Genomic DNA, 23,174 nt, shown 5'->3' on the forward strand with positions numbered 1-23,174 from the left:
ACCAGGCGTAATACGCGCGTATTATGCGAAGTGTGGGTTTCGAGTGGCCTGATTGGGCGTTGGACATGCTCATCGGGATCTCTCCGAACGAGGTGATGCAGGTGCTGACCAAGCAGCGACGATGGCCGCGCCGCGGCCGCGGTACGGCGGGCATCGAGATGCTGACGATCTGGGGCCGCACGGCCGCGGGTCGCCCGCTGATCGTCGGCCTGCGCCAGGCCGAGCCTTGGCAATGGCAGATCGTCGCCGCCCGAACGATGAGCCCGGAGCAGGTGGCCGAGTTCGAAATGTGGGAACAGGAGAACCAGTGATGGGCGACAACGACTTCCCCGCCACCCCGCAGGGGGTGGACGCGCTGATGGACAGCCTCGTCTTCGATGACACACCGGTGCGCGATGCCGACGTACCGCCGCCGATGACGCCGAGCGAGGACATCATGGTGGTGCGATCCCTGCGCATCCCCCTCGATATGGACCAATCCATCAAGGCCGAAGCCCAGGCCCGCGGCATCACCATGAGCGAACTCATCCGCGACTGGCTCGCCGTAGAACTCGCCGCCCTCGCCGACGACCAGCCCATCTCCCGCGCCGACGCCTTACGCGCTCTCGCCGGGGTCCGCCCCATCCACCACCGCGCCAGTTGAATTCCCCGGCTCGTGGTCGACGGCACCGAGTTGCCTCCCGCGGGTCCGCCCCAAGACTGGTCGCGCTCGAGCGCGTGACCAGCTAATACGCCGACCTCCGCGCTGCTGTGACGACTCCGGCCGCGGTTGTCCGATCGCGCTTCGCGCACGCGCAACAACGCGCATTCGACAGTGCTGAACCGCTGAAACGTTGGGTGAACTGTGGGTGAGTAAATCCTCGGTCCCGCGTGGCGATTCGCACGTCGACCGGGCGTTGGCTCTCACTGGTCGGCGCCGACGAACGCCGCGTGAAAGTAGTCACGGCTAATTCCTAGCGAATTACCTCTAATCTTCCCTCAACTGGTCGTACGACCAGTTTCTGTTTTCACCAGCAGTCACCTTCCATAAACCTGTGCCAAAGCACCCCTCTTCCTAGGAACCAGCAAATGAGAAGCATCCTCCGTTCGTCGCGCAGCGTCGCGGTGATCATGGCAGCCGCGATTGTCGGGTTAGGGCTTAATGCCGCGGTGGCCGTTGGGGATCCGGGCCCGGTCTCGGAAACGCACTCCGCCGATACCGTTGGCTACGGCCCGGTGCTGACCGATGAGGCCGCGGCCTTCGCCTATGGACTCGTCAATCCGGACGTCGCTCCGCAGGGGTCCAACAACTGGGCCTGCAAGCCCGATGACGCGCACCCGCGTCCGGTCGTGCTGGTGCACGGGACCTGGGCCAGCGCCTTCGGCGCCTACTCCTACATGTCCCCGCAACTCGCCAAGGCCGGCTACTGCGTCTTCACCTTCAACTACGGCCGCGCCAACGTCGCGGGCGCCGGGCTCAACCAGCCGACCATTGGCGCCACCGGCTACATCGAGGACTCCGCGAAACAGCTCGCCGCCTTCGTCGATCGGGTCCTCGCCGCCACCGGCACGGGACAGGTCGACATGATCGGGCACTCACAGGGCGGCGTTGTGGCACGCCAGTACCTGAAGTTCGATGGCGGCGCGAACGCCGGTGATCCCGCGGCGAACAAGGTGAAGAAGCTCGTCACCTTCGGCGCGACCAATCACGGCACCACGCTCAGCGGCCTCGGCAACCTGCTCGGCGTCTTCAAAGACCGGATGGGACTTGATCTTTCGACTCCGACCGAGGCGCTCATCGGCCACGCGGGCATTCAGCAGCTCATCGGCTCGCCGGTGCTCACCAAGCTCAACGAGGGCGGCGACACGATGTCCGGCGTCGAGTACACGATCGTTGCCGACCGCTACGACGAGGTGTCCAGCCCGTTCACCCGCACGTACCTGACGGCGGGCGAGGGCGCGGTGGTCGACGATGTGCTCCTGCAGGACGGGTGCGTCCAGGACATCTCCGATCACAACTCGATGCTCTACTCCCCTCGTGCGGTCTCGCTCGCGCTGCGGGCGCTCAACCCGGCCACCCACCCGGCGCCGGTCTGCTCGATGAACCCCTGGCTGCTCTGATCAGTCGCGGCTGAGCCAGGTTCTGATCTCGTCGGTCAGCGGAATCGGGGCGTCGTAGTGCATGAGATGTCCCGAGTCGCCGACCAACCGGAGTGTCGCACCGGGGATGAGATCGGTCAGTGTGTTGGCTAGGGCAGCGGGGATCCACGTGTCCTCGCTGCCCTAAAAAAACTGAAGCCTCGGTCGTTCACCGAGCAACAGCACGCCGACCAGTACCGGCAGCAGCAGATCGAGACCTACCACAAATGCGCTGATCAGCGGCGTGTCGGAGGGTCGAGACGGGCGGCGGGCTGCCAGGATGGGGCACGCACCGGGGCAACGTTGTCGGACGCTCGTCGAGGAGAGGTATGTCGCGTCGCCGTCTTTTCGGCATCGTTGTCCCCCTTTTGCTTCCTTTCTTCCCGGTTGTCGCGCACGCTGAGACAGTGGCCGATTCCAGTAAATATGTGAATCCATTCGTCGGAACGCAGGACGGCGGGCCCGATTTCGGGCACGGCGGCGGTGCGGGGGAAACCTTTCCCGGCGCGGTCACACCGTTCGGCATGATGCAGTGGAGCCCGGATACGGTACGCACCGCGGGTGGTGGTTACAAGTACGAGGACAACCGGCTGTACGGGTTCTCGATGACGCACATCTCCGGCCCCGGTTGTACTGGCGCACAAGACTTTCCGGTCCTGCCGATCAGCGGGATCATCGGCCGGTCACCGGCCGTCGACGGCGCGGGCTATGTGCAGACCTTCGATCACGCGAACGAGCAGGCCAGCCCCGGCTACTACCGCGTCACCACCGACAGCGGCGTGCAGACCGAACTGACCGCGTCGACCAGGGCCGGTGTCGCCCGCTTCATCTTCCCGCAGGACAAGCCGGGCACGCTGCTGCTCGATGTCACCGGCTCGGTCAACGGCGTCGACGACGCGGAGATCACCATCGACGGCAATACCGTGTCCGGCTGGGCGCTGACCGGCGGATTCTGCGGCGCGCGCACCCGATACCGCGTCTACTTCAGCGCCACCTTCGACCGCCCGATCACGGCATCGGGCAGCTGGAAGGACGACGTCATCAAGCCGGGCGCGAGCACAACCCGTGGCGCGGCACCGACGCGACGCACGAATTCCGGCGACATCGCGAGCAATGGCCTCGGCACCGGCCTCTTCCTGCAATTCGACTCCGCTCAGCCGGTGCAGATGCACACCGGCCTGTCCTACGTCAGCATCGACGGCGCCCGCGCCAATCTCGCCGCCGAGATCGGCACGAAGGACTTCGACACCGTCCGGGTGGACGCGCACGACGCATGGCGGAGCAGGCTCGATCAGATCCAGGTCACCGGCGGGGATCAGGATCGGTTGCGCACCTTCTATTCCGCGCTCTACCACGTGTTTCTGCAGCCGTACATCTTCGACGATCTCGACGGCACCTACACCGGATTCGATGGCGCGACACACCAGGTGCGTCCCGGACATCACTACTACGCCACCTTCTCCGGCTGGGACATCTACCGCAGCGAGGCGCAATTGCTCGCGTGGCTCGCGCCCGATGTCGCCTCCGACATCGCCCAGTCGATGTACGACAACGCGCACGTTCTCGGCGACGTGTGGGATCGCTGGTCGCATCAGAACACCATCACCGGGGTGATGAACGGCGATCCGTACCACTCGGTCGTGGCCAGCGCGTACGCGTTCGGGGCGCGCGACTTCGACGCCGAGGGCGCGCTCGCCTCGATGGTGGCGGGCGCCGAACGCGTCGGCGAGAAGGCCGGGTACACGGAGCGACCGGCCAACGACCAGTATCAGCGGCTCGGCTGGGTTCCCGATCAGGTGTCCGACACCCTCGAGTACAACATCGCCGACTTCGGCATATCCCAGTTGGCGCAACGGCTCGGCGACACCGCGGTCAGCGACAAGTTCCTGCGCAGCTCACACGGCTGGCAGCATCTGTACAACCCGCTCACCGGCTGGCTGCAACCGCGCTCCGCCCAGGGCCTGTTCGCCCTGCTGTACGACCCGGCCGGCACCGACGGATACGTGGAAGGCAATGGCGCGCAATACCATTGGATGACCTTCCACGACGTCGGTGCCCTCTTCGACCTCATGGGCGGTCGCGCCAAGGCCGCCGGTCGGCTTGATACCTTCTTCACCCAGTTGAACGCGGGCCCACATGCCCCTTACGCCTACCTCGGCAACGAGCCGTCACTGCAAACGCCGTGGTTGTACGCGTGGGCCGGACTTCCCTACCGGACACAGGACGTGGTGCGCCGCGCCCGCACCGAACTGTTCGGGCCGACCCCGAACGGACTGGTCGGCAATGACGATCTCGGCACCATGTCGGCCTGGTACGTCTGGGCCTCGCTCGGCCTCTACCCGGTAATCCCTGGCCGCGCTGAGCTTTTCGTGCACGCACCGGCGTTCACGCAAGCCGAGGTCCGGCGCTCGTCCGGCGAGATGTTCACGATCAGCGCCCCCGAGACCGACCAGGCCGCCCCCTACATTCGTGCGTTGCAGGTGAACGGCGTGAACACCACGAAAGCGTGGCTGCCCGAATCCTTCGCCCTCTCCGGTGGCCGCCTCGACTTCACCATGGGCGCCGAACCCGGCCCGGATTTCGGCACCGCAGTCGCCGACGCACCACCGTCTTTCGTAGTGCCTCGCTAGCGATGATTGGTTCGATCATCGGATGTTAGGAGGTGTGCCAATCCTGCGGAAACCCTTCTGCTGGGGGAAAACTGGCCCGTAGGCCGCCTACCGCGCCCACTATGGATAAGGGCGCGGAGGATGAGGTTTCGGTGGTGGATGATGTGAGCAAGATCGTCGGTGCGGTCGAGCGGATCGATGCGTTTCCGACGGTGGATGAATTGAGCGAATTCGTCGATAGGTTGGCCGGTGCGGTGCCGGATCGGGTGACGGTCGCCGAGATAGGCAGGTCACGCGGGGGCGATCCGATTCGGGAGGTGCTGGTCGGATCGGGGGCCAAGCAGGTGGTCGTCATCGGGAATCCGCATCCGAACGAGCCCATCGGGATGGCCACGATTCGCCATCTGCTCGGCAGGCTGGCGGCCGACGACGCGCAAACCCTGGACGCCACCTGGCATTTCGTGCTGTGTCTCGATCCCGATGGCACCCGGCTCAACGAAGGATGGTTCGCCAAGGCGCGGACCAGGACCGGGGTCGCGCGCGGTTTCTACCGTCCGCCCGCGGCCGAGCAGCCGGAGTGGTGTTTTCCGACCAGTTGGCGCGGAACCGCTGTCGGCGCGCCACTTCCGGAGACGCGCGCGCTGATGAGGTTGATCGATCGGACCAGCCCCGCACTGATCGTGTCGCTGCACAACGCCGATTTCGGTGGTGGATTCTTTTACACGACCGGCGGCGATCGCGATTACTGGACCGGGCTCACTGATCAGCTGACCGCGGCGGGCGTGCCGATCTATGCAGGGGAACCCGACGTGCCCGGCGCAAGAACCTGGGCGCCAGGGGTTTTCGAACTCCCCTCGTTCCAGCGGATAGCAGATACGTTGGCCGCCGAGGGTGTCGAACCGTTGGCGATGATGTACGGCGGCGGAATTCGCGACTACGCCGCGTCGCACGGAACCGCCCTGCTGGTCTGCGAATTGCCGATCTGGGTCGACTCCCGAGTCACCGACGACGCACCGAGCGGACACTCCATGGCGAGCGCATTGTGTTCTACCGCAACCGCTTACGAGGAGGTCGCCGACATCGTGCTCGGCGCCCTCGATCGACTATCCGACCAGTTGACCGGCCACAGCCCCTTCGAACGCGCACTGACCGACTCCGTACGAGCCCTACGCGGGAACGCCACCGCCAAACGCTCCGCCACCGATTCGCGCACCGCGACCCTCGGCGAGATCTTCATCGAGGACTACGTCTGGGTCGGCGTAGCCCGCCTCCGCGCCGGCGGCATGCTCCTGCGCCTACTCGACGAGGAAACCCGCTACCGCCCGTCCGCCGAAGTGGCCACCGAGCGCACTCATTTCGCCGCGATCTTCGAAAAGTGGTGCACCGACATCGAAACCAACGCCCCCGGCCACCCCATCCCCGTCCACCGCCTCGTCCGAATCCAATCCTCGGCCATCATCACCGCCGCCACCCGCCTCCGCGACAACCTCCCCCTCTGACATCGCCGTCGGCACTTACCATGGCGAATTCCATCATCTGACGATCATTTATGACGGAATCAGCGAGAACTGGCTTGCTGACTGGTGGCTGCGCGCCCAGTCACGTGAGCTTGCATCATGACTCTCAACTTCGATGACCTGTACACGACCTCCACCGTGCCCTGGGACCTCGGCGAACCCCAACCGGCGGTCGTAGCGCTCGAGCGTGCCGGACGAATATCCGGCACCGTGCTCGACGTCGGCTGCGGCCTCGGCAACAACGCGATCTACCTGGCTCAACGCGGCTATCAAGTAACCGCGATCGACGCCGCAACACCAGCCATCGAGCAGGCACGTCGGCGAGCAGCCGCACATAGCGTGAACGTCGATTTCACCGTCGCCGACGCCACCACCCTCACCGGCTTCGACAGCCGCTTCGACACCGTCCTGGACAGTGCCCTCTACCACTGCCTCACCACCGAACAACGCACCATGTACATCGCGGCCCTACACCGCGCCACAAAACCCAACGCCCTATTGAACATCCTGTGCTTCTCCGACGAAACAATCGACGGAACGCCCGCCCCACTCCCCGTGTCCCAAACCAACATTCGCGACACCCTGACCACCGGAGGCTGGGCAATCACCGACCTCACCAGCGGCAAACTACTCGCGGCAACCGACTCCATCCGCGAGTTCGCGGCACAGCACCCGAACGCGGCAACCGACGACCACGGCCGAACGCTGATGCCCATCTGGATCGTTCAGGCGAAGCGGATGTAGGCCGCGTGTGCCGATGCCGATTCCCCAGCATCTGGGGATTATGGGTTGCTGCCTGGGGATTCACGGGTCGTTCATCTGGGTAGCTCGCGCGGGTAAGGGGGTGGTCATAGCCTGCCGGGGCAATGACAATGATCGACACGCAGGGAAAGGTTTTACGAGTGCAGTCGAGAATCGCACGACTCGTCCTGACCGCTGTCGCCATGCTGGTGACGCTTACCGTCCTGGGCACGGGGACCGCTACCGCCGCGCGTACCGATGGCATGCAGAGCTATGAAGGTATCGATCCGGAACAGTGGCTTCGGGATGTCGACACCGCGCTGTCCACCGCTTCCGCCGATATGAGTGGTCGGGTCGCTCAGGGCGGCAAGTTGGCTATCGTCTTCGACATCGATGACACCACTCTCGCCACCGATTTCGCGATCGACCGCGACAACATTCCGGCGGTCGACGGCTCATTGAAACTCGCGAAGCAGGCCGAGCAGAGTGGGGTGGAGATCTTCTACATCACCAACCGGAACTACACCGAGACCAACAGGCCTTCAAAGACGCGAATCGCGTTGCAGCGGGCCGGATTACCCGTACACACCATCTACCACCGCACGCCGGGCGACTCCCGTGGCAAGCAGGAGCTGAAGACCGCCTACCGCGCGCAGATCGAGGACGACGGCTACACGATCATCCAGAACGTCGGCAACAACTGGACCGACCTCAACGGTGGCCACGCCGAACGCACCTACAAACTCCCCGACTACGACGGCACGCTCCAGTAAGCCTGCGCCAGGACGGGACATCGCCCACGGTGATGTCCCGTTCGACGGCCGTCTACGCCGGGATCTGCGCGCCGAGCGCACTGCCCGCCGCGCCACCCGCGGCCGCACCGATCACGCCACCGGCAATACCACCGGCAACAACACCGACGACCGCGGAGACAGGGCACACAGGCAGGGTGACGATGCAGGCGAAGGTCCCACCGGCGACCGCACCGACACCGACGCCGACGACAGTTCCGACAACAGCACCGACCTGCCCTCCGACGATGGCCTGCGTTTGACCTGCGGAGATCGGCTGAACAGCGGGCTGCGGCGTGGGGGTTTCAGCCTGCGCGATGCCCGTGCCCGCGCCGAGAAGCGCGCTGGTGAGGACTGTTGCGGCGGCTATTTTGCGAATCATGGGTACTCCTGGGTTTTGCTGCATGAACCTCGATCACCCGGCGGACGAAGCGAAGTCGCCCACCGGGGACTGCGCCTGACTGTTGCGGCAGAACCCCTTGTGGGTGGCCATTTCGGTCAAATAGCCCTGACCGACACGCCGAATGCGATCGACCCGCAGCAGCCGGGTCGCCAAGGACGCAGGCCAGAATCGCCACGAGTGCGCCCCTGACGTGGCGATTCAACAGTCACGGTTTCGTAACGGTGCCGAATGGGTATTGCGAAAGGTATGACATCGACGGATCACCGACCAGCCCGGATCGCCGGCGTGGAGCCGGGGACCGCGGTACTGGCATTCGCTACGTGCCTTGCCTTTTCGATCGGCATCGCCACTCTTACGCAGTCTGCGGTCACCACGGTCCTCGCGTGTGCAAGCATCGCGGCCGGACTCGTACTCGTACTGACCATCCTGCCGCACAAGGCATAACCTCTTCTCGCCTCCGCCACCGCTGCGACACTGAGCGCCGGGCTATTGATTCCCTGGCCCGAGCCTGGTGGCATAGCGCCTAGCAGATCGGCGCGATTCGGAGGCAAACATGCTGTCCCTACAAGAGATATCGGACCGCCTGGAGATCCAGGACCTGATGGTCCGGTATTCCCACGCGGTCGACACCGGACAGTGGGACCTGCTCGACGATATCTTCACCGATGATGCGCACATCGATTACAGCGCGATGGGCGGCTCGGTCGGCGACGTGGCGGCGACGAAGAAGTTCCTCGCCGCCATGTTGCCGAACTTCCCCGCGTTCCAACACCTGATCAGCAACTCCTCGATCACCGTCGACGGCGACACCGCCACCGGACGGACCATGTGTCACAACCCGATGATGCTGTCGGGCGGCGATGGTCCGTCGAGCCTGATGCTGTGCGGGTTGTGGTACCTGGATACGTTCGCGCGTATCGACGGCCAGTGGCGCATCGCGCGGCGGGTCGAGGAGAAAAGTTACATGTTCGTCGCGCAGGCCTTGCCCGGCACGAGCTGAATCCGTTGCCGCCCAACGGGTGTCAGCCGACAATCGGCAGCCCGCGTTCCTCCGCGAGGCCGCTCAACGCTTCCTGCATGATGCCGGTGACATACTCGTAGGCCGTGTCAAGATCCAGCTCCGGCCCCAGCTCGGCACGCAGGTCGACCGGCTCGAGGAACTCGACGGTGACCTTGCTCGGCAACGGGATATGCCCGGCGAGATCGCCGACATTGAGCCCCCACGGCAGGGCGAGCGAGACGGGAAAGACCTTCAGCCGCAACATCTGATCCAGTCGCAGGAATCGGGCAAGCCGATCCCCTCGCGACAGCATCAACGCGGTCTGCTGGGCACCCATGTTGACCATCGGCACGATGGGAACGTTTTCCTCCCAGGCCAATCGGAGAAAACCGGTCCGTCCGGCGAAGTCGATCTCGTCCTCTTTCCAGGTCGGGCGATGCACCTCCCAGTCACCACCGGGATACACGAGCACCGCCGCGCCATCGCGTAAAACCTGTCGAGCGCTGTCCTGGTCCGCACCGACCGTGCCGAAGCGGCGCAACAGGGTACCGATGACCGGATAGGCCATCACCATGTCGTGCGCCAGCTGATAGAACGGGCGGTGCGGACCGAACCGACGCACGAAAGCCAAAGTGGCTACCAGTACTTCGGGTGAGACGTTGCCCCCGGAATGATTGCCGACCAACAGAACCGGGCCCTCGGCGGGAATCCGCTCGAGACCACGGACCTCAGCGCGGAAGTACAGCCGCGCGAACAACCAGCCCGGACCCACTGTGTCGATGATGAATTCGGGATCTCGCTCGGCCGGATCGGCCGCGGGCACCCGCGCGTTCACCTGCTTGGCCACCCAGTCGGACACCTGGTCGATCCGGTCGGTCGGCAATCGAAACAAATTCATGGGCAACGCTTTCCGCTAGGGACGACGCTTACGACTCGATCGACAACAGCCGACGGAAGAAGCCCCGATAGCCGCGCAGTGCCTGGCGCAGCTCCTCGGTATCGGCTTCCTGCAGACCGGCACTGCGCTCCTCCAGCACCCGCTTACGTTCCGCGTAGGCGGTGGTCAGCTGGTAGATGACGTCCGCGACGATCTGATCGGCCTTGGTGACCGCGTCGCGCGGGTTGTCGACGAAGTTGCCTTGGACCTCGCGCCACTGGGTGCGGAGCCGGTCGAGGTCGGCGTCGGCGAACAGTGCTGCGCCGACGTCGTCGAGCGAAGTCTGTTGCTGCCCAGCGCCATTGCCCGAGGTGGTTGCCTGGTCCGGTGCTGCGGGCGTGACCTGATCCGCTTCGGCGCTACTCGTCGCAGCGGTCGTCCGATCCGCCTCGGCGTCGGTTGTCACCGCGGTCGCCTGCTCTGGCGCCACGTCGTGCTCTGCCGTGGTCGCGTGCTCCGCGTCGTGCTCGGTCGCAGCCCCATGCTCCGGCTGCGCATCGTGCTCGGTCGCTGTCGCGTGCTCCGGCTGCGCGTCGTACTCGGTCGCTGTCGCGTGCTCCGGCTGCGCGTCGTACTCGGTCGTTGTCACGTGCTCCGGTTCGACGTCAAGGTCGGTCGTGCCCGCATGCTCCGATTCGTGCTCACCTGCCGTCGCACTCGCGTGTTCGGCGTCGGCCGCCTGATCCGCTGATTCGCTTGCAGCCCAAGCGCTCTCCGCCTTATCGCGGTCACCCTGCCACGCCGAAGACCGTGCCTCCTGCTCGCTCGACGGGAAATCCTCGGTGGACTTGTCGGAATGCACGGTGCGTTCGTATTCGGTACTCATGACAGTGCTTTCTTGTCGTGCTCGGACTTGTTGTCGTCTGACTTCTTCTCGCCGGTGGCACCATTGAGCAAGTCCTGGAACAGGTCTCGGTAGTGCACGATGGCGGTGCGCCGGTCCTCGGTGGACACCTCGGTGGCGGTTGCCCGGTTCGCGATCTCGTGCGCGGCGCGGTAGTGGCCGAGCGGGGCCGCGTGCTCAACGGACAGGTCGGCGACCTGCTGGTCGAAATTCTCGGTGGGATAACCACGTTGAGACATCACCGTGGTCAGTAGCCGATCGGCGGCTTGCAGCGCCTCGGCCGGATCGTCGATGAACCGCTCCTGCACCTCGACCCACTGCGCGGTGTAGAGCTGCTTCTGCTCCGGCGTCAGCGCGCGCAGTTCGAGCTCGGCGTGGCGCTTCTCCCGTTCGGCCAGTTCACGTTCGGCCGCTCGGCGGTCGTCGTGTTCCTCGACCGTCCGGTCGTACTCCGGCCCGAACCGGCTGCGTAACCGCTGCCTGCGCACCATGGGCCACGCGAATAACGCGACCGCCACCGCCGCGAGAACGACCAGAACGATCACAATGATCAACACTCCAGACGACACCTGTACCTCCTTGCCGAGCCTGTCGTATTCGGACAGGGAATGCCTCGCCGCAAAGGTTCCAAACTCTTGATCTCGCCTGGATGTCACCCACTGGGATCGCGCTGCGCCCAGGAGTTTCCGCGCCGGGTCGGGTGGAGACTCAGCTGAGGTGTAATGCCGCCATCGGGCAGCTGTCCACAGCGAGTTGGCCCGCGTCGCGGTCGGTGTCGGCTACGGCGTCGGCGAGCAGCTCGACGACGTCGTAATCTGCCACGCGGAACAGGTTGGGAGCCAGGGCCTCACACATGCCGTGGCCCTCGCAGCGGGTGCGGTCGACGGTGATTCTCATGAGGACAATCGTTGCAGAAGAATCGGCAATCCGTCGGCTGGCATGGGGCCGGTGCCCGCGACCAGCGGAACCTGGTAACCCGGCCGCACGGTCCAGCTGTATTGCAACAACATCTGGTGCAGAACGGCTTTGACGGTCATGCCGCCGAAGTACAGGCCGATGCATTTGTGCGCGCCGCCGCCGAACGGGGCCCAGGCGAGGCGGTGCGATTTGTCCTCGCGACGGTCGGTGGCGAACCGCTCCGGATCGAACACGTCGGGGTCGTGCCAATAGTCGTCGGTGCGCATCATCGGATACGCGCCGACCATGATGAGCGTGCCCTTCGGCACGTAGTAGCCGAGAATGTCGGTGTCCTCGATGGTTTCGCGAATCTGCTGCGCCACCGGCGAATACATGCGCAACGTCTCCTTGAACGCCAGGTCGAGGCCGGGTAGTCGATCGAGGTCGCCGTAGTCGAGGGCTGGTTTGCCGAGCGCGCGGGATTCGGCGCGCAGCCGGTCCTGCCAGTCCGGGTGGCGGGCGAGTTCGTAGGCGAGCATGGACGCCGCGATCGTGCTGGTGTCGTGCGCGGCCATCATCACGAAGATCATGTGCTCGATCACCTCGTCATCCGAGAAGGCATGCCCCTCATCGGTTTCGGCATGGCACAGCACGCTGAACAGGTCGGTGCCCTCGCCAGCACGTTTGGTCGGCAGCTCGCGCCGGAAGTACTCGCCGAGGACGCGCCGTCCTCGGATGCCGCGCGCCCAGGCCCCGCCGGGCACAGTGGTGCGGATGAGTGCGGTCGCGCCGTGCACGGCGTCTTCGAAAGCCCGTTCCAGCAGCACACTTTCGGGCCCGAGCTCGGCGCCGGCGAAGACCTCGGTGGCCTGCGCGAGCAGGATCTGCTTGATCGCGTCGAAGACCGGGAAGTGCTCGCTCGGCCGCCATGCCGCGACGTCGCGGGTGATGCGCGGGGTGGTCAGGTCCAGATAGCCGACCAGTCGGGGGCGGGTGAACGCCTGCTGCATGATCCGGCGATGGAACAGATGCTCATCGAAATCGCGCAGTAGCAACCCGCCGCGAAAGAACGGGCCGATCACGAACTCCCAGCCGCGTTGCGCCGAGAAGACCTTGTCGCGATCCATCAGCACGACCTCGATGGCCGCGGGGCTGCTGACGCCGAGCGTCCTGCGGCCGAGCAGGCCCATCCAGTTCACCGGTCCATAGCGCTGAAAGCGTTTGCGCGCCAGTCCGATCGGATCACTCAGCGCGTGCAGGGTGTAACCGATGCCGGGAGCGCCGAAGTCGCCGGGCACGGGCCGCAATCCGCTGCCCGCCGGTGGTTGTGCCAGCGGGCACGCGGCGGACGGAAACTGGTCGGCGACGCGCGCACCCACTGTTTGCGCTCGCTTCGCGAGTCGCGCACGGAGGCGACGGACATCCCCTTGCACATCGGTGACTTTCGGGGGAACCAGAAGACTCATGACGGCCGTCCCTTCGCGACGCTGCGGTCTCCTAGACGATATCGGAAACGCACGTTTCCGTAAACAGTTGATTCCCGACTTCGCCTGTGCGAGGCTGCTCAGGTGACCCGAGCATTCAGCGGCACCTACCGCGGCACATCGACGGCCGAGCGCCGGGAAGATCGGCGCAGGCGGCTGCTGGATACGGCCCTCGATATCGTCGGCACCCAGGGTTTGTCCGCTTTGACCGTGCGTGGTCTCTGCGAGCAGGCCAAGGTCGGGCCCCGCTTCTTCTACGAGGCGTTCCCCGACCTGGACACGCTCGCGTCCGAGCTCCTGCTCGAGATCCAGGACGCCGCCCTCGACACCGCGCGCGCGGCCGTCGCCGCCACCGATGGCACGCCGTCGGACAAGATCCGCGCCGGTGTCGCCGCCCTCATCGTCGAACTCACCGACGACCCGCGCCGGGCGAAGGTCGTCTTCGCCCAGGCCTACGGCAGTGAGGCGCTGATGCGCAGCCGCTTCGACGGCATGCGCCGGGTCGCCGACGCCATCATCGAACAGACCCGCCTCGTTCTCGACCTGCCCGCGGGCCACGACACCGCCGTCGCCGCGACCTCGCAGCTGATCACCGGCGGCGCCGCGGAACTGGTCCTGGTCTGGCTCGACGGCGGCCTCGATGTCGACCGCGACGGCCTCGTCGACCTGCTCGCCGAGTTCACCATCGCGATGGTCGGGCGGCTCCCCGACGTCGCCGAGCGCTTGTCGACGGGTTCCGGGCGGTAGCCAAGACGCCACTGGTCGAACAGCCGGACGATCCCTTAAGCTGTGACTCATGAACGCGTGCAGGCGATTTCTGCGCCCCGGGCCGACAGTCGGCCTCGGGGTCTGCCGCGTGCGTCCGCTCGCGTAGTTCCTGTGGCCGTCGCCGGTTCGGGGGTTTCACCGAATCCGACCGGCTACCAAAGGAATTACGCATGCCTACCTATCTCACTCCGCTCGATCTGGCGCGCGCGCTGACCGTGCGTGACCTCAGCGATGTCGGGCAGGGCCCGCACGCCATGCAGGCGCTCCTGGACGCGACCGTTGACGCACTCGTGCGCGCGTGGGCGTCGAGAGTGCGCGTGGTGCGCAACTCTCCACTCGTCGCCGTCGTCGACAACTACGACAAGCTGGGCTACGACTCGGCCGACGTCACCCGCGATGTGCGCTACTCCCGATATGTCAGTCCCACCACCATGTTGCGCAGTCACACCAGCGCCGACATCCCCGAGACACTGCGGAAATACGCTGACGTGACGGCCGACGTCGATGACCTCATCGTCGTTCCTGGCCTGGTCTACCGCAGGGACGTCGTCGATCGAATCCATGTTGGCGAACCACATCAGGTCGATCTCTGGCGGCTGCGGTCCACCCCGGACACCGGCGATGACGACGTGCGTGACATGGTCGCCCACTTGGTGGAAGCGGTGCTGCCCGGTGCCGAGTGGCGCACGACGCCCGCCGAGCACCCCTACACCGCCCTAGGGCGGCAAGTAGACGTGCGACTCGGCGAGGACTGGCTGGAACTCGCCGAATGCGGGCTCATCGCCGACCATGTCCTCGCGGGCGCCGGGCTCGATCCCGGCCGCTGGTCCGGCACCGCGCTCGGCATGGGCCTGGACCGAGCGCTGATGCTACGCAAGGGAATTCCCGACATCCGCTACCTCCGGTCCGATAATCCGCGGATCGCCGATCAGTTGCGGGATCTGTCGCCGTGGCGGCCGGTCTCGATGCTGCCGCCGATCCGCCGCGACCTGTCGGTGGTGATCGCCGACGATACCGATGACGAAACCCTCGGCGACACTGTGCGAAAGGTGCTGAACGATCGAGTCGACGACATCGAATCGGTGCTCGTCACGGCACGGACACCGTGGGCCGAACTGTCCGAAAAGGCAAGGGACCGCCTAGGAATCGAGCCGGGGCAGACGAACGCCGTTGTGCGACTGGTCCTCCGGCCGCTGACGCGCACACTCACCGACGAGGAGGCCAACGAGCTGCGCAACCAGGTGTATCTCGCGATCCATATCGGTCCTCGGTTGGAGCTGGCATGAATGCGCGCGGCATTGCTCGGCGACTACGTCGCAGCGCCGAACCAGCGGGTCAGCGCCGCTTCCAGGCCATCCTGATTTCCCCCGTCGGCGGCCCACGCCACAAACCCGTCGGGGCGAACCAGCATCGCCGTCAGCTCACCCGGTTCGACCGGCTTGGCCGTGACCACCCGCGTCCGCGACGACCATGGTCCGGCCACGGCACGCAGTTCGGCCGAGTCGCCCAGGTCGAACAGAACCGCCCCGCCGTCGATGAAGTGCTCACCGATCCTGGTCCCGTCCGACAGCTCGAGGTCCGGCACGGCCCCGCCGACTAGATCATGCCCGCCGCCGAGGTCGTAGCGGTGCAGCACACCGGAGATCTTCCGGAAGACGGTGCTCGCGCCGTCGCGGGTGGCGAGCAGTTCGGTCATCACCGTGCGAAGTTCCCTGCTGCGCTTGTCCGTTCGCATCAGGGCTACCTGCGCCCTGGTCCAGTCAAGCACCCAGGCGCCGATCGGATGCCGTTCGGTGGTGTAGGTGTCGAGCAGGTCCGTCTTTGCCCAGCCGCGCACCACCGCGGCCAATTTCCAGCCGAGGTTCACCGCGTCGCCGACGCCGAGGTTGAGTCCCTGCCCGCCGAACGGCGAATGCACGTGTGCCGCATCGCCTGCCAGCAATACCCGGCCTCGGCGGTATTCGGTGACCTGACGGGTGTTGTCGGTGAACCGGGTGGCCGAGTGCACGGCGGTGATCTCCACCGGAACACCGGACACGGCGCGTAGGCTCGCCTGCAACTCGGCGGCGGTGACCGGTGCGTTGCGGTCGGTGGGCCCGCCGTCCAGCTCGACGGTAAGGATGCGACCCGGTGCCGGTATGTGCGCGTACATACCGGTATCGGTCGTTGTCCAGCCGGGAATCAAGCCTTCGGCGCCGGTCATCTCGACGATGGCCTGATGGCCGGTCAGTTCAGGGCCGAGGCCGGGAAAGTCGAATCCGGCTCGCTTGCGCACGAGGCTGCGCCCGCCGTCGCAACCGACCAGCCAGCCCGCGCGAATAGTGTTGTCGCCGACCCGGACTGTGACGCCATTACCGTCATCAACGAAATCCGTTAGCTCGACGCCGCGTCGCACGGTGATGCCCAACTCGGCGGCCCGCCGCCCGAGGACGGCTTCGATACTCTGCTGCGACACCAGATACACCTCGGCGGCGGGGCCGAGGTGGGCGAAGGAGGAGTGGTCGAGATCGATGAGATCGATGTCGAGCATGATGCCTGCGAAATGCCCGGCGAACGGCGGCCGATTCGACGCGTCCGTCGGCTGCTCGGGGTTGATCGACCTGCTCCGCGACGCGAGGAACATCCCCATCGCCTCGAACGCCTTCGCCTGCTCGGCGAGCAGGTCCGGCAGCAGCCCGCGCCGGTAAAGCGCTTGTGCGGTCGGCACATTGATCCCACCCGCCTTGACCGTCGGATCGATCTCCGCGAGCCGCTCGACCACCAACACATTCACCCCGGCGAGCCCCAATTCGCACGCCAGCATCAGCCCGACGGGCCCCGCCCCGGCCACCACCACGTCAAATGTCTCGTTCATGGTTCCGACTGTGCCGATCCCCGATTGCGGCACCCTTGCACCGCACTTGCGCGGCGTCGAACAGCCTGGCCGATGGGCGAGACGGCCGCCTCGCCCATCGACTGTCGGGACTATCGGTTCAGGTGGCTGCGTTCGCCGCCGAGGCGCTTGGCCGCGGTCGGCTGTGCCGCCGCGCCCTTCTTTCCTGCCTCGCTGGCGCGCTTGGGGTCGTTGTCGAAGCTGCCGCTACTCGCCTTGCCACCCTGGCTGGCGATCTTGCGCTGCTGCTCCGCGTCCATGGCGGCAAAACCACGTGGGGCGTTGGCCATGAGTCCCTCCTTGCCTCGAGTAATTCTGTCGGCGACGGCTCGGTGCCGTCACTGACGCCCTACCCGGGGATTCCGGCAGCAAACAACGCGGTGGTCAAGATGAGTGCTGCGGCACCAGTTCGGGTGCCGGATCCGGCGCGGGCGCGGTCCGGCGGCCGGACACGAAGAACAGCGCGACGAGCAGGACACTGAACCACACATAGGTGTTGCCGATGATGTGTTGCCATGGCGTCCACTGGGTTTCGCGATGCTCGCCGTCGGGCAGCCAGTTCTGCGGGCCGTACACGAAGACCGCCGTGATGACGACGATGGTCACCGACCAGCCGATGGCCCTGCGGCGCGGCAGCCTGGTGGCGTAGCCGATGGCGGCCAGCCAGGCCGGTGCGATCCATACCCAGTGGTGCGACCAGGAAATCGGGGACAGCAGCAGCGTGAAGACCGCGTTGATCGCCAGCGCGAGCGGCGGGAAGTCGGCCGCCCGCCGCATGGCCGCGATCACCAGGACGAGCAGCGCGGCGCCGAGAATCAGCCACAGCGCGGTGAACGCGGGCTCGGGCACCTTCAACCGAGAAAGCACCGCCTGAATGGACTGATTGGTATGGAACGCCGACCCGCTCAAGCCGGACACATTGCCCATACCGCCGAACCAGTACTTCGCCGATTCGTGTGGCAGCACGGCGAAGCCGAGCGCGGTGGCCGCCGCGCCGGTGGCCGCGGCCGTCGCCGCCGACTTGTAGTCGCGGCGCACCAGGAAATACAGCACGAACGCGGCCGGGGTCAGCTTGATGGCCGCGGCGATGCCGATCAGCATGCCGCGCCGCCAGCGCGGTGTGATCGCCAGGCAGTCGGCCGCGACCAAGGCCATCAGCAGCAGATTCACCTGACCGAAGTCCAGCGTCGAGTGCACCGGCTCCAGCAGCAGTGCCAGCGGCGTCGCGCACGCGGTCACCGTCAGCACCAGCCTGCGCTGATCCTCGCCGGGCCACACCCGCCGGGCGACCAGGTACAGCGTGAGCGCCAGCGCGAGCACCGAGGAGACGAAGAAGCTGAACGCGGCCGCGTGCCAGGGCAGCAGCGCGAACGGGCTCAGCGCCAGCGCGGCGAACGGCGGATAGATGAACGGCAGCCCTGCGCCGATGGTGGTCTGCGGGAGCTGGCCGTACATGTCGTTGCCGTGGCGTAGCGCGTCGACACCGAGGCGATAGACCTGTAGGTCGATGAAGCCGCCGGTGATCGTGTGGAACGGCCACACGGGCAGCAGGAGACAGAACGCGGCGAACGCGATACAGAGGGCCGGTGCCAGCCATGCCACGACGCCGAGTCGACGGTTCTTGGCTTCAGGCTCAACGCGGGTGGTGACACTACTCATCCGCGGCGACTATACCGACCTATCTCCGCCGGCACACCAGGTGGGAGGGGCCTTCGGTGGGAAGCCAAGGAGGGGTGATGGTAGGAATGGGCGAATGAGCGCTGAAATCGATCCGGAACTCATCGAGCTGGCGACCAAGTTGTTCGACTTCGCTCGTCAGGGTGATGCCGCAGGGCTGGCCACCTATGTGGATGCGGGGGTGCCGCCGGATCTGACCAATGACTCGGGTGACACGCTGCTCATGCTCGCCGCCTACCACGGCCATCGTGATGCCGTCGAGGCGCTGCTCGATCGGGACGCGGATCCGAATCGGGCCAACGATAAGGGACAAACACCTTTGGCCGGTGCGGTTTTCAAAGGGGAGAACGAGATCGCGCGACTGCTCGTCGAGTCGGGCGCCGATCCGGACGGTGGCACCCCGTCCGCCCGCGAGGCTGCCGTCATGTTCGGCAAGGCCGATCTGCTGGAGCTGTTCGCCGACTACTGAGCGCGCTACCCGCGCTCACGCACCGCGATCACCGCCTTGCGCGCGGCCACTAGGATGGGATCCCACACCGGGGAGAACGGCGGCGCGTAGCCGAGATCGAGGGCGGTCATCTGTTCGACCGTCATCCGCGCGGTGAGCGCGACGGCGGCGATGTCGACACGTTTACCCGCGCCCTCGCGGCCGACGATCTGCACGCCGAGCAGGCGCCCGGTGTTGCGTTCGGCGAGCATCTTCACGGTCATCGCCGCAGAATCGGGGTAATAGCCTGCGCGACTGGTTGATTCGATGGTCACGGTGACGAACTGCAGCCCCGATGCCCGAGCGTCCTTCTCCCGCAGGCCGGTTCGCGCGACCTCGAGGTCGCAAACCTTGCTCACCGCGGTGCCGACAACGCCGGGGAAGGTCGCGTATCCGCCGCCGACAACGGCGCCGATGATCTGACCGTGCTTGTTGGCGTGCGTGCCGAGCGCGATATGGCGTTCGCGACCGGACACCAGATCGAGCACCTCGACGCAATCGCCACCCGCCCAAATGTTTTCGTGACCGCGCACACGCATGGCCAGATCGGTGAGCAGCCCGCCGTACTCCCCCACCGGCAGGCCCGCCGCCTCGGCCAAACCCGTGTCCGGGCGCACGCCGATGCCGAGCACCACCACGTCCGCGGGGTATTCGGCGCTGTCGGTGACCACCGCGCTGGCGCGACCGTGCTCGTCCGTGCGGATCTCGGTCACCTCGGCGTCGCCGAACACCTTGATACCCATGCCGCACATGGCATCTCGAACCAGCGCGCCCATGTCCGGATCCATCGTCGACATCGGCTCTGGGCCGCGATGAACCATCGTGACGTCGTAGCCGCGCTGAATCAGCGCCTCCGCCATCTCGACACCGATGTAGCCGGCGCCGACCACCACCGCGCGCTTGCCCTCGATGCGTTCGAGGGTGTCGATCAGCGCCTGTCCGTCATCGAGCGTCTGCACGCCGTGCACCCCTTCGGCATCGATGCCTGGCAGCGGCGGACGGATCGGACGCGCACCGGTGGCGATGACGAGTTTGTCGTAGTCCGTCCATGATTCGGTGCCGGACTCGAGCTCACGGGCGCGCACCCGCCTGCCCGCGACGTCGATCTCGACCACCTCGGTGCGCAGCCGCAGATCGATGTCGCGGGATCGATGCTCCTCGGGCGTGCGGGCGATCAGGGCGTCCCGCTCGAGCACATCGCCGCCGACCCAGTACGGGATGCCGCACGCGGAGAACGAGGTGAACCGGCCTCGCTCGAAGACAACGATCTCCAGCTCGCTCGCGCCGCGCAGCCTGCGTGCCTGCGACGCCGCCGACATTCCGGCCGCGTCACCACCGATGACCACCAGTCGTTCCATACACTCACGCTACGGCCGACCCGCCATCGCGGGACGGAGGGGGTCGCCGCGATTTGCTGCGGTATTCCTGGTTGCCGTGCGGTTGACCCGGGTTTACTTCAGACTGATCTTCTGGCAAACGCTGTGTGAGGGCAGTGTTTACACCCGGGAGCTATCCATGAGTGAACAACCGTCTCCGTCCGACGATGAACGTCGGCTCGCCGAACTCGGCTACAAACAAGAATTGGCCCGATCCTGGTCCGGATTCTCGAACTTCGCCATCAGTTTCACCATCGTCTCCATCCTGACCGGCGGATTGGCCAGTTACGGAATCGGTTTGGCCAATGGCGGCCCGATTACCATGGCCTGGGGCTGGCCGCTGGTCTCGATCATGGTGCTGTTCGTCGGCATGGCCATGGCGGAATTGGCCTCGGCTTACCCGACCTCCGGCGGCCTGTACTGGTGGGCGGCGCAGCTCGGCGGGCCGGTCTGGGGGTGGTTCACCGGCTGGTTCAACCTGATCGGCCAGATCGCGGTGACCGCGGCCATCGATTATGGGGCGGCGATCTTCACGACCGTGGTGCTGAATGTGATCGGCATCGATATCGGCACCGATCGGACCGCGATCTTCCTGGTTTTCGTGGTGATCCTGGTGCTGCACGCCGTGCTGAACGCGATCGGGCCGCATCTGTCCGCGGTGATCAACAACGTCTCCGCGTGGTGGCATGTTGGCGGCGTGGCGATATTCGTGCTCGTGCTCGCGTTCGGCGCGAACCATCATCAGAGCGTCGAGTTCGTGTTCACCAAAACCGTCGACAACAGCGCGGTCGGCTTCGGCGGTGTCGCCTTCAGCTTCCTGCTCGGCCTGCTGCACGCGCAATACACGTTCACCGGGTACGACGCGTCCGCGCATATGTCCGAGGAAACCCATGATGCCTCGCGGATGGCGGCGAAGGGCATCATCAACACCATCGTGGTGTCGGCGATCGCCGGATATCTGCTCATCATGGCGGTGACCTTCGCGATCCCCAATCTGGACGACGCCCTCGATCCGACCAAGAACAGCGGCTACCCGGTGATCTACATCCTGGAGAACTCGCTCAACTCGTTCTGGTCCGGGCTGCTGTTGATCATCGCCGCGATCGCGCAGTTGTTCTGCGGGTACGCCTCGGTCACCTCGGCCTCGCGCATGCTGTTCGCGTTCGCCCGCGACGGCGCGGTGCCGGGATCGGCGCTCTGGTCGAAACTTTCGGCACGCAAGGTGCCGGTGAACGCGGTGCTGTTCATCTCGGTGTTCGCGTTCGTGCTGCTGATTCCGTCGATGCTGGTGCCCGCCGAGAACGCGCCGACCGCCTACGCGGCCGCGACCTCCGTGGCGACCATCGGCCTCTACATCGCCTACGGGATACCGATCCTGCTTCGCCAGGTGCACGGAACCCGATTCCGTACCGGCCCTTGGCAACTCGGCCGCTGGTATCGCCCGGTCGGGGTCGTCGCGCTGATCTGGATCGTGCTGATCAGCTTGCTGTTCATCCTGCCCACCGACGACCGCGGCTATCCGTGGAACAGCGAATTCACCTGGAACACGGTCAATTACGCCCCGATCGCGTTGGTCGGCGTTGTCGGTGCGATCGGCATCTGGTGGCTGGTTTCCGCACGCAACTGGTTCACCGGGCCGAAGCGCACGGTCGAGGAGGCCCCGGATGCCGGGGGCGAGACGGTGGTCAACGCCTGAGTTCGAACTGCTGTACCGGATCGGCCCGCTCGCTTGTGTCGAGCGGGCCGATCTGTTTTTACGGTCGAGCCGGTTTCGGTGATGTTACGTGTCGTCGCCGCATGCTCCCTGGTCGTTAACTCTTATCGGGCGAATTCCGGCGTTTCGGATTCCTGGCGGTTAAGTCGATCTGCCACTCGACAACGCCTTTATCCGCCTAGCACCGTAATCGCTTGCCACACAACGTATTAATGCCGTAGATGGCACGCGAGCCGGTGAGTATTGCGCAATCGTCGATTGTTCCAGACGTAACCAATCGGCAATATCCGAGACGTCAACTTGACGAATACGAAATCGGGTGATTGCCCGAGGCGGAGGTTCCCTGGCACGGCCGCCCCTGTCGACATCCGTCACTTTCCGCAGAGGGAGAAGCCAATGTCCACACCGTTGACGACCGCCGATGTCGACAAGGTGATCGAGGAGAACATAAAGAAGTCACTGGAAGAGATTCCACACCCGGCACTGCCCAAGGGCACGAACATCTATGGCTCGACCAAGATATTCCCCGACTACCAGGCCGAGGCGGGCGAAACGTATTTCACCCTGGTGCACGGCATCGCGCACGAATCGTCGGTGAGCTTCGTCGCCATCCTGCAGGCCACCAGGGCGCTGCGCAAGGGCTTCGAATCCGCCATCTACTTCTACGGTCCCGGCGCCGTCAATGCCATTGCCAACCGCGGCTTTCCGACCACCGGCGACAACGGCTTCCCTGGCGAACAGAACATCAACGACGCGCTCGGCACCTTCATCAAGGAGGGCGGGACGGTGTTCTGCTGCCGCTTCGGCCTGGCACTGCACGGTGCTCGTGAGGAAGATCTGATCGCCGGTGTCATTCCGGCGCATCCGCTCGATGTGCAGGACGCGCTGATCCACTATGCCCGCAAGGGCGCGATCATCAATTCCACCTATCAACTCTGA

Annotated in this window: 23 protein-coding genes; 13 read left to right on the top strand and 10 right to left on the bottom strand. The window is 65.6% G+C overall.

Annotated elements, in window-relative coordinates:
- The first annotated feature begins 23 nt into the window (after positions 1–23).
- From OG203_RS07180 to OG203_RS07210, 7 genes are all read left to right on the top strand, one after another.
- Complete coding sequence (locus OG203_RS07180; RefSeq protein ID WP_405164882.1) at positions 24–311, top strand: hypothetical protein; 288 nt, start codon at positions 24–26, stop codon at positions 309–311.
- Positions 311–643 (top strand): hypothetical protein, encoded by a 333-nt coding sequence (locus OG203_RS07185; RefSeq protein WP_405164883.1) that lies wholly within the window; start codon positions 311–313, stop codon positions 641–643. The genes OG203_RS07180 and OG203_RS07185 overlap by 1 nt, the downstream gene beginning before the upstream one ends.
- Before the next feature lie 425 nt (positions 644–1,068).
- A complete protein-coding gene (locus tag OG203_RS07190; RefSeq protein ID WP_405164884.1) occupies positions 1,069–2,100 on the top strand; it encodes an esterase/lipase family protein in 1,032 nt (343 codons plus the stop codon).
- Between the two features lie 347 nt (positions 2,101–2,447).
- Positions 2,448–4,748, top strand: coding sequence for a GH92 family glycosyl hydrolase (locus OG203_RS07195; protein WP_405164885.1), 2,301 nt, complete (start codon positions 2,448–2,450; stop codon positions 4,746–4,748).
- A 101-nt stretch (positions 4,749–4,849) separates the two neighbouring features.
- On the top strand, positions 4,850–6,226 hold the full coding sequence (locus OG203_RS07200) for a M14 family zinc carboxypeptidase (RefSeq protein ID WP_405164886.1): 1,377 nt from the start codon (positions 4,850–4,852) through the stop codon (positions 6,224–6,226).
- Between the two features lie 117 nt (positions 6,227–6,343).
- A complete protein-coding gene (locus OG203_RS07205; protein WP_405164887.1) occupies positions 6,344–6,988 on the top strand; it encodes a class I SAM-dependent methyltransferase in 645 nt (214 codons plus the stop codon).
- A 158-nt stretch (positions 6,989–7,146) separates the two neighbouring features.
- The gene (locus OG203_RS07210) at positions 7,147–7,758 is read left to right on the top strand and encodes an HAD family acid phosphatase (protein WP_405164888.1); all 612 of its coding nucleotides are present in this window, start codon (positions 7,147–7,149) and stop codon (positions 7,756–7,758) included.
- A gap of 52 nt (positions 7,759–7,810) precedes the next feature.
- Here the strand turns inward: OG203_RS07210 and OG203_RS07215 are convergent, their stop codons facing one another.
- Positions 7,811–8,158, bottom strand: coding sequence for a hypothetical protein (locus OG203_RS07215; protein WP_405164889.1), 348 nt, complete (start codon positions 8,156–8,158; stop codon positions 7,811–7,813).
- A gap of 574 nt (positions 8,159–8,732) precedes the next feature.
- Between OG203_RS07215 and OG203_RS07220 the strand changes: the two genes are divergently transcribed.
- A complete protein-coding gene (locus tag OG203_RS07220) occupies positions 8,733–9,179 on the top strand; it encodes a nuclear transport factor 2 family protein (RefSeq protein ID WP_405164890.1) in 447 nt (148 codons plus the stop codon).
- Positions 9,180–9,201: 22 nt separating this feature from the next.
- On the opposite strand, the gene OG203_RS07225 is transcribed toward OG203_RS07220, so the two are convergent.
- The 5 genes from OG203_RS07225 to OG203_RS07245 form a co-directional block, all read right to left on the bottom strand.
- The gene (locus OG203_RS07225) at positions 9,202–10,077 is read right to left on the bottom strand and encodes a lysophospholipid acyltransferase family protein (protein WP_405164891.1); all 876 of its coding nucleotides are present in this window, start codon (positions 10,075–10,077) and stop codon (positions 9,202–9,204) included.
- 28 nt (positions 10,078–10,105) lie between these two features.
- Positions 10,106–10,942, bottom strand: coding sequence for a hypothetical protein (locus OG203_RS07230; protein ID WP_405164892.1), 837 nt, complete (start codon positions 10,940–10,942; stop codon positions 10,106–10,108).
- Positions 10,939–11,529, bottom strand: coding sequence for a hypothetical protein (locus OG203_RS07235; RefSeq protein ID WP_405164893.1), 591 nt, complete (start codon positions 11,527–11,529; stop codon positions 10,939–10,941). Before OG203_RS07235 ends, OG203_RS07230 begins: the two co-directional genes overlap by 4 nt.
- A 139-nt stretch (positions 11,530–11,668) precedes the next feature.
- Positions 11,669–11,857: a ferredoxin gene (locus tag OG203_RS07240; RefSeq protein WP_405164894.1), complete on the bottom strand. Its 189-nt coding sequence runs from the start codon at positions 11,855–11,857 to the stop codon at positions 11,669–11,671.
- On the bottom strand, positions 11,854–13,323 hold the full coding sequence (locus OG203_RS07245; protein WP_405164895.1) for a cytochrome P450: 1,470 nt from the start codon (positions 13,321–13,323) through the stop codon (positions 11,854–11,856). The genes OG203_RS07240 and OG203_RS07245 overlap by 4 nt, the downstream gene beginning before the upstream one ends.
- Positions 13,324–13,425: 102 nt before the next feature.
- Between OG203_RS07245 and OG203_RS07250 the strand changes: the two genes are divergently transcribed.
- Positions 13,426–14,088 (top strand): TetR/AcrR family transcriptional regulator, encoded by a 663-nt coding sequence (locus OG203_RS07250; RefSeq protein ID WP_405164896.1) that lies wholly within the window; start codon positions 13,426–13,428, stop codon positions 14,086–14,088.
- 191 nt (positions 14,089–14,279) lie between these two features.
- Positions 14,280–15,395: a hypothetical protein gene (locus OG203_RS07255; RefSeq protein WP_405164897.1), complete on the top strand. Its 1,116-nt coding sequence runs from the start codon at positions 14,280–14,282 to the stop codon at positions 15,393–15,395.
- Between the two features lie 23 nt (positions 15,396–15,418).
- Here OG203_RS07255 and OG203_RS07260 read toward each other — a convergent pair whose 3' ends face one another.
- The 3 genes from OG203_RS07260 to OG203_RS07270 form a co-directional block, all read right to left on the bottom strand.
- Positions 15,419–16,963 (bottom strand): FAD-dependent monooxygenase, encoded by a 1,545-nt coding sequence (locus OG203_RS07260; protein WP_405164898.1) that lies wholly within the window; start codon positions 16,961–16,963, stop codon positions 15,419–15,421.
- A gap of 110 nt (positions 16,964–17,073) precedes the next feature.
- Entirely contained in the window at positions 17,074–17,271 is a 198-nt protein-coding gene (locus tag OG203_RS07265; protein ID WP_405164899.1) for a general stress protein, read from the bottom strand.
- Positions 17,272–17,365: 94 nt separating this feature from the next.
- On the bottom strand, positions 17,366–18,640 hold the full coding sequence (locus OG203_RS07270) for a glycosyltransferase 87 family protein (RefSeq protein WP_405164900.1): 1,275 nt from the start codon (positions 18,638–18,640) through the stop codon (positions 17,366–17,368).
- 94 nt (positions 18,641–18,734) lie between these two features.
- On the opposite strand from OG203_RS07270, the gene OG203_RS07275 reads away from it, so the two are divergent.
- On the top strand, positions 18,735–19,127 hold the full coding sequence (locus tag OG203_RS07275) for an ankyrin repeat domain-containing protein (RefSeq protein ID WP_405164901.1): 393 nt from the start codon (positions 18,735–18,737) through the stop codon (positions 19,125–19,127).
- 5 nt (positions 19,128–19,132) lie between these two features.
- Here the strand turns inward: OG203_RS07275 and OG203_RS07280 are convergent, their stop codons facing one another.
- Positions 19,133–20,503 (bottom strand): FAD-dependent oxidoreductase, encoded by a 1,371-nt coding sequence (locus OG203_RS07280; RefSeq protein ID WP_405164902.1) that lies wholly within the window; start codon positions 20,501–20,503, stop codon positions 19,133–19,135.
- 157 nt (positions 20,504–20,660) lie between these two features.
- Between OG203_RS07280 and OG203_RS07285 the strand changes: the two genes are divergently transcribed.
- Both OG203_RS07285 and OG203_RS07290 read left to right on the top strand, forming a co-directional pair.
- Positions 20,661–22,217, top strand: coding sequence for an amino acid permease (locus OG203_RS07285; RefSeq protein WP_405164903.1), 1,557 nt, complete (start codon positions 20,661–20,663; stop codon positions 22,215–22,217).
- Between the two features lie 414 nt (positions 22,218–22,631).
- Positions 22,632–23,174: an MSMEG_0572/Sll0783 family nitrogen starvation response protein gene (locus OG203_RS07290; RefSeq protein WP_405164904.1), complete on the top strand. Its 543-nt coding sequence runs from the start codon at positions 22,632–22,634 to the stop codon at positions 23,172–23,174.

Origin of the sequence: Nocardia sp. NBC_01499 (genome assembly GCF_045040275.1) — a bacterium.
GTDB lineage: Bacteria > Actinomycetota > Actinomycetes > Mycobacteriales > Mycobacteriaceae > Nocardia.

Bases quoted from the DNA above. Each gene is read 5' to 3' on its own strand.
- OG203_RS07270 (WP_405164900.1), bottom strand. From the start codon at position 18,640: ATGAGTAGTGTCACCACCCGCGTTGAGCCTGAAGCCAAGAACCGTCGA.
- OG203_RS07255 (WP_405164897.1), top strand. From the start codon at position 14,280: ATGCCTACCTATCTCACTCCGCTCGATCTGGCGCGCGCGCTGACCGTG.
- OG203_RS07225 (WP_405164891.1), bottom strand. From the start codon at position 10,077: ATGAATTTGTTTCGATTGCCGACCGACCGGATCGACCAGGTGTCCGAC.
- OG203_RS07215 (WP_405164889.1), bottom strand. From the start codon at position 8,158: ATGATTCGCAAAATAGCCGCCGCAACAGTCCTCACCAGCGCGCTTCTC.
- OG203_RS07265 (WP_405164899.1), bottom strand. From the start codon at position 17,271: ATGGCCAACGCCCCACGTGGTTTTGCCGCCATGGACGCGGAGCAGCAG.
- OG203_RS07230 (WP_405164892.1), bottom strand. From the start codon at position 10,942: ATGAGTACCGAATACGAACGCACCGTGCATTCCGACAAGTCCACCGAG.
- OG203_RS07285 (WP_405164903.1), top strand. From the start codon at position 20,661: ATGAGTGAACAACCGTCTCCGTCCGACGATGAACGTCGGCTCGCCGAA.
- OG203_RS07240 (WP_405164894.1), bottom strand. From the start codon at position 11,857: ATGAGAATCACCGTCGACCGCACCCGCTGCGAGGGCCACGGCATGTGT.
- OG203_RS07245 (WP_405164895.1), bottom strand. From the start codon at position 13,323: ATGAGTCTTCTGGTTCCCCCGAAAGTCACCGATGTGCAAGGGGATGTC.
- OG203_RS07190 (WP_405164884.1), top strand. From the start codon at position 1,069: ATGAGAAGCATCCTCCGTTCGTCGCGCAGCGTCGCGGTGATCATGGCA.
- OG203_RS07180 (WP_405164882.1), top strand. From the start codon at position 24: ATGCGAAGTGTGGGTTTCGAGTGGCCTGATTGGGCGTTGGACATGCTC.
- OG203_RS07260 (WP_405164898.1), bottom strand. From the start codon at position 16,963: ATGAACGAGACATTTGACGTGGTGGTGGCCGGGGCGGGGCCCGTCGGG.
- OG203_RS07200 (WP_405164886.1), top strand. From the start codon at position 4,850: ATGGATAAGGGCGCGGAGGATGAGGTTTCGGTGGTGGATGATGTGAGC.
- OG203_RS07275 (WP_405164901.1), top strand. From the start codon at position 18,735: ATGAGCGCTGAAATCGATCCGGAACTCATCGAGCTGGCGACCAAGTTG.
- OG203_RS07185 (WP_405164883.1), top strand. From the start codon at position 311: ATGGGCGACAACGACTTCCCCGCCACCCCGCAGGGGGTGGACGCGCTG.
- OG203_RS07195 (WP_405164885.1), top strand. From the start codon at position 2,448: ATGTCGCGTCGCCGTCTTTTCGGCATCGTTGTCCCCCTTTTGCTTCCT.
- OG203_RS07280 (WP_405164902.1), bottom strand. From the start codon at position 20,503: ATGGAACGACTGGTGGTCATCGGTGGTGACGCGGCCGGAATGTCGGCG.
- OG203_RS07220 (WP_405164890.1), top strand. From the start codon at position 8,733: ATGCTGTCCCTACAAGAGATATCGGACCGCCTGGAGATCCAGGACCTG.
- OG203_RS07205 (WP_405164887.1), top strand. From the start codon at position 6,344: ATGACTCTCAACTTCGATGACCTGTACACGACCTCCACCGTGCCCTGG.
- OG203_RS07290 (WP_405164904.1), top strand. From the start codon at position 22,632: ATGTCCACACCGTTGACGACCGCCGATGTCGACAAGGTGATCGAGGAG.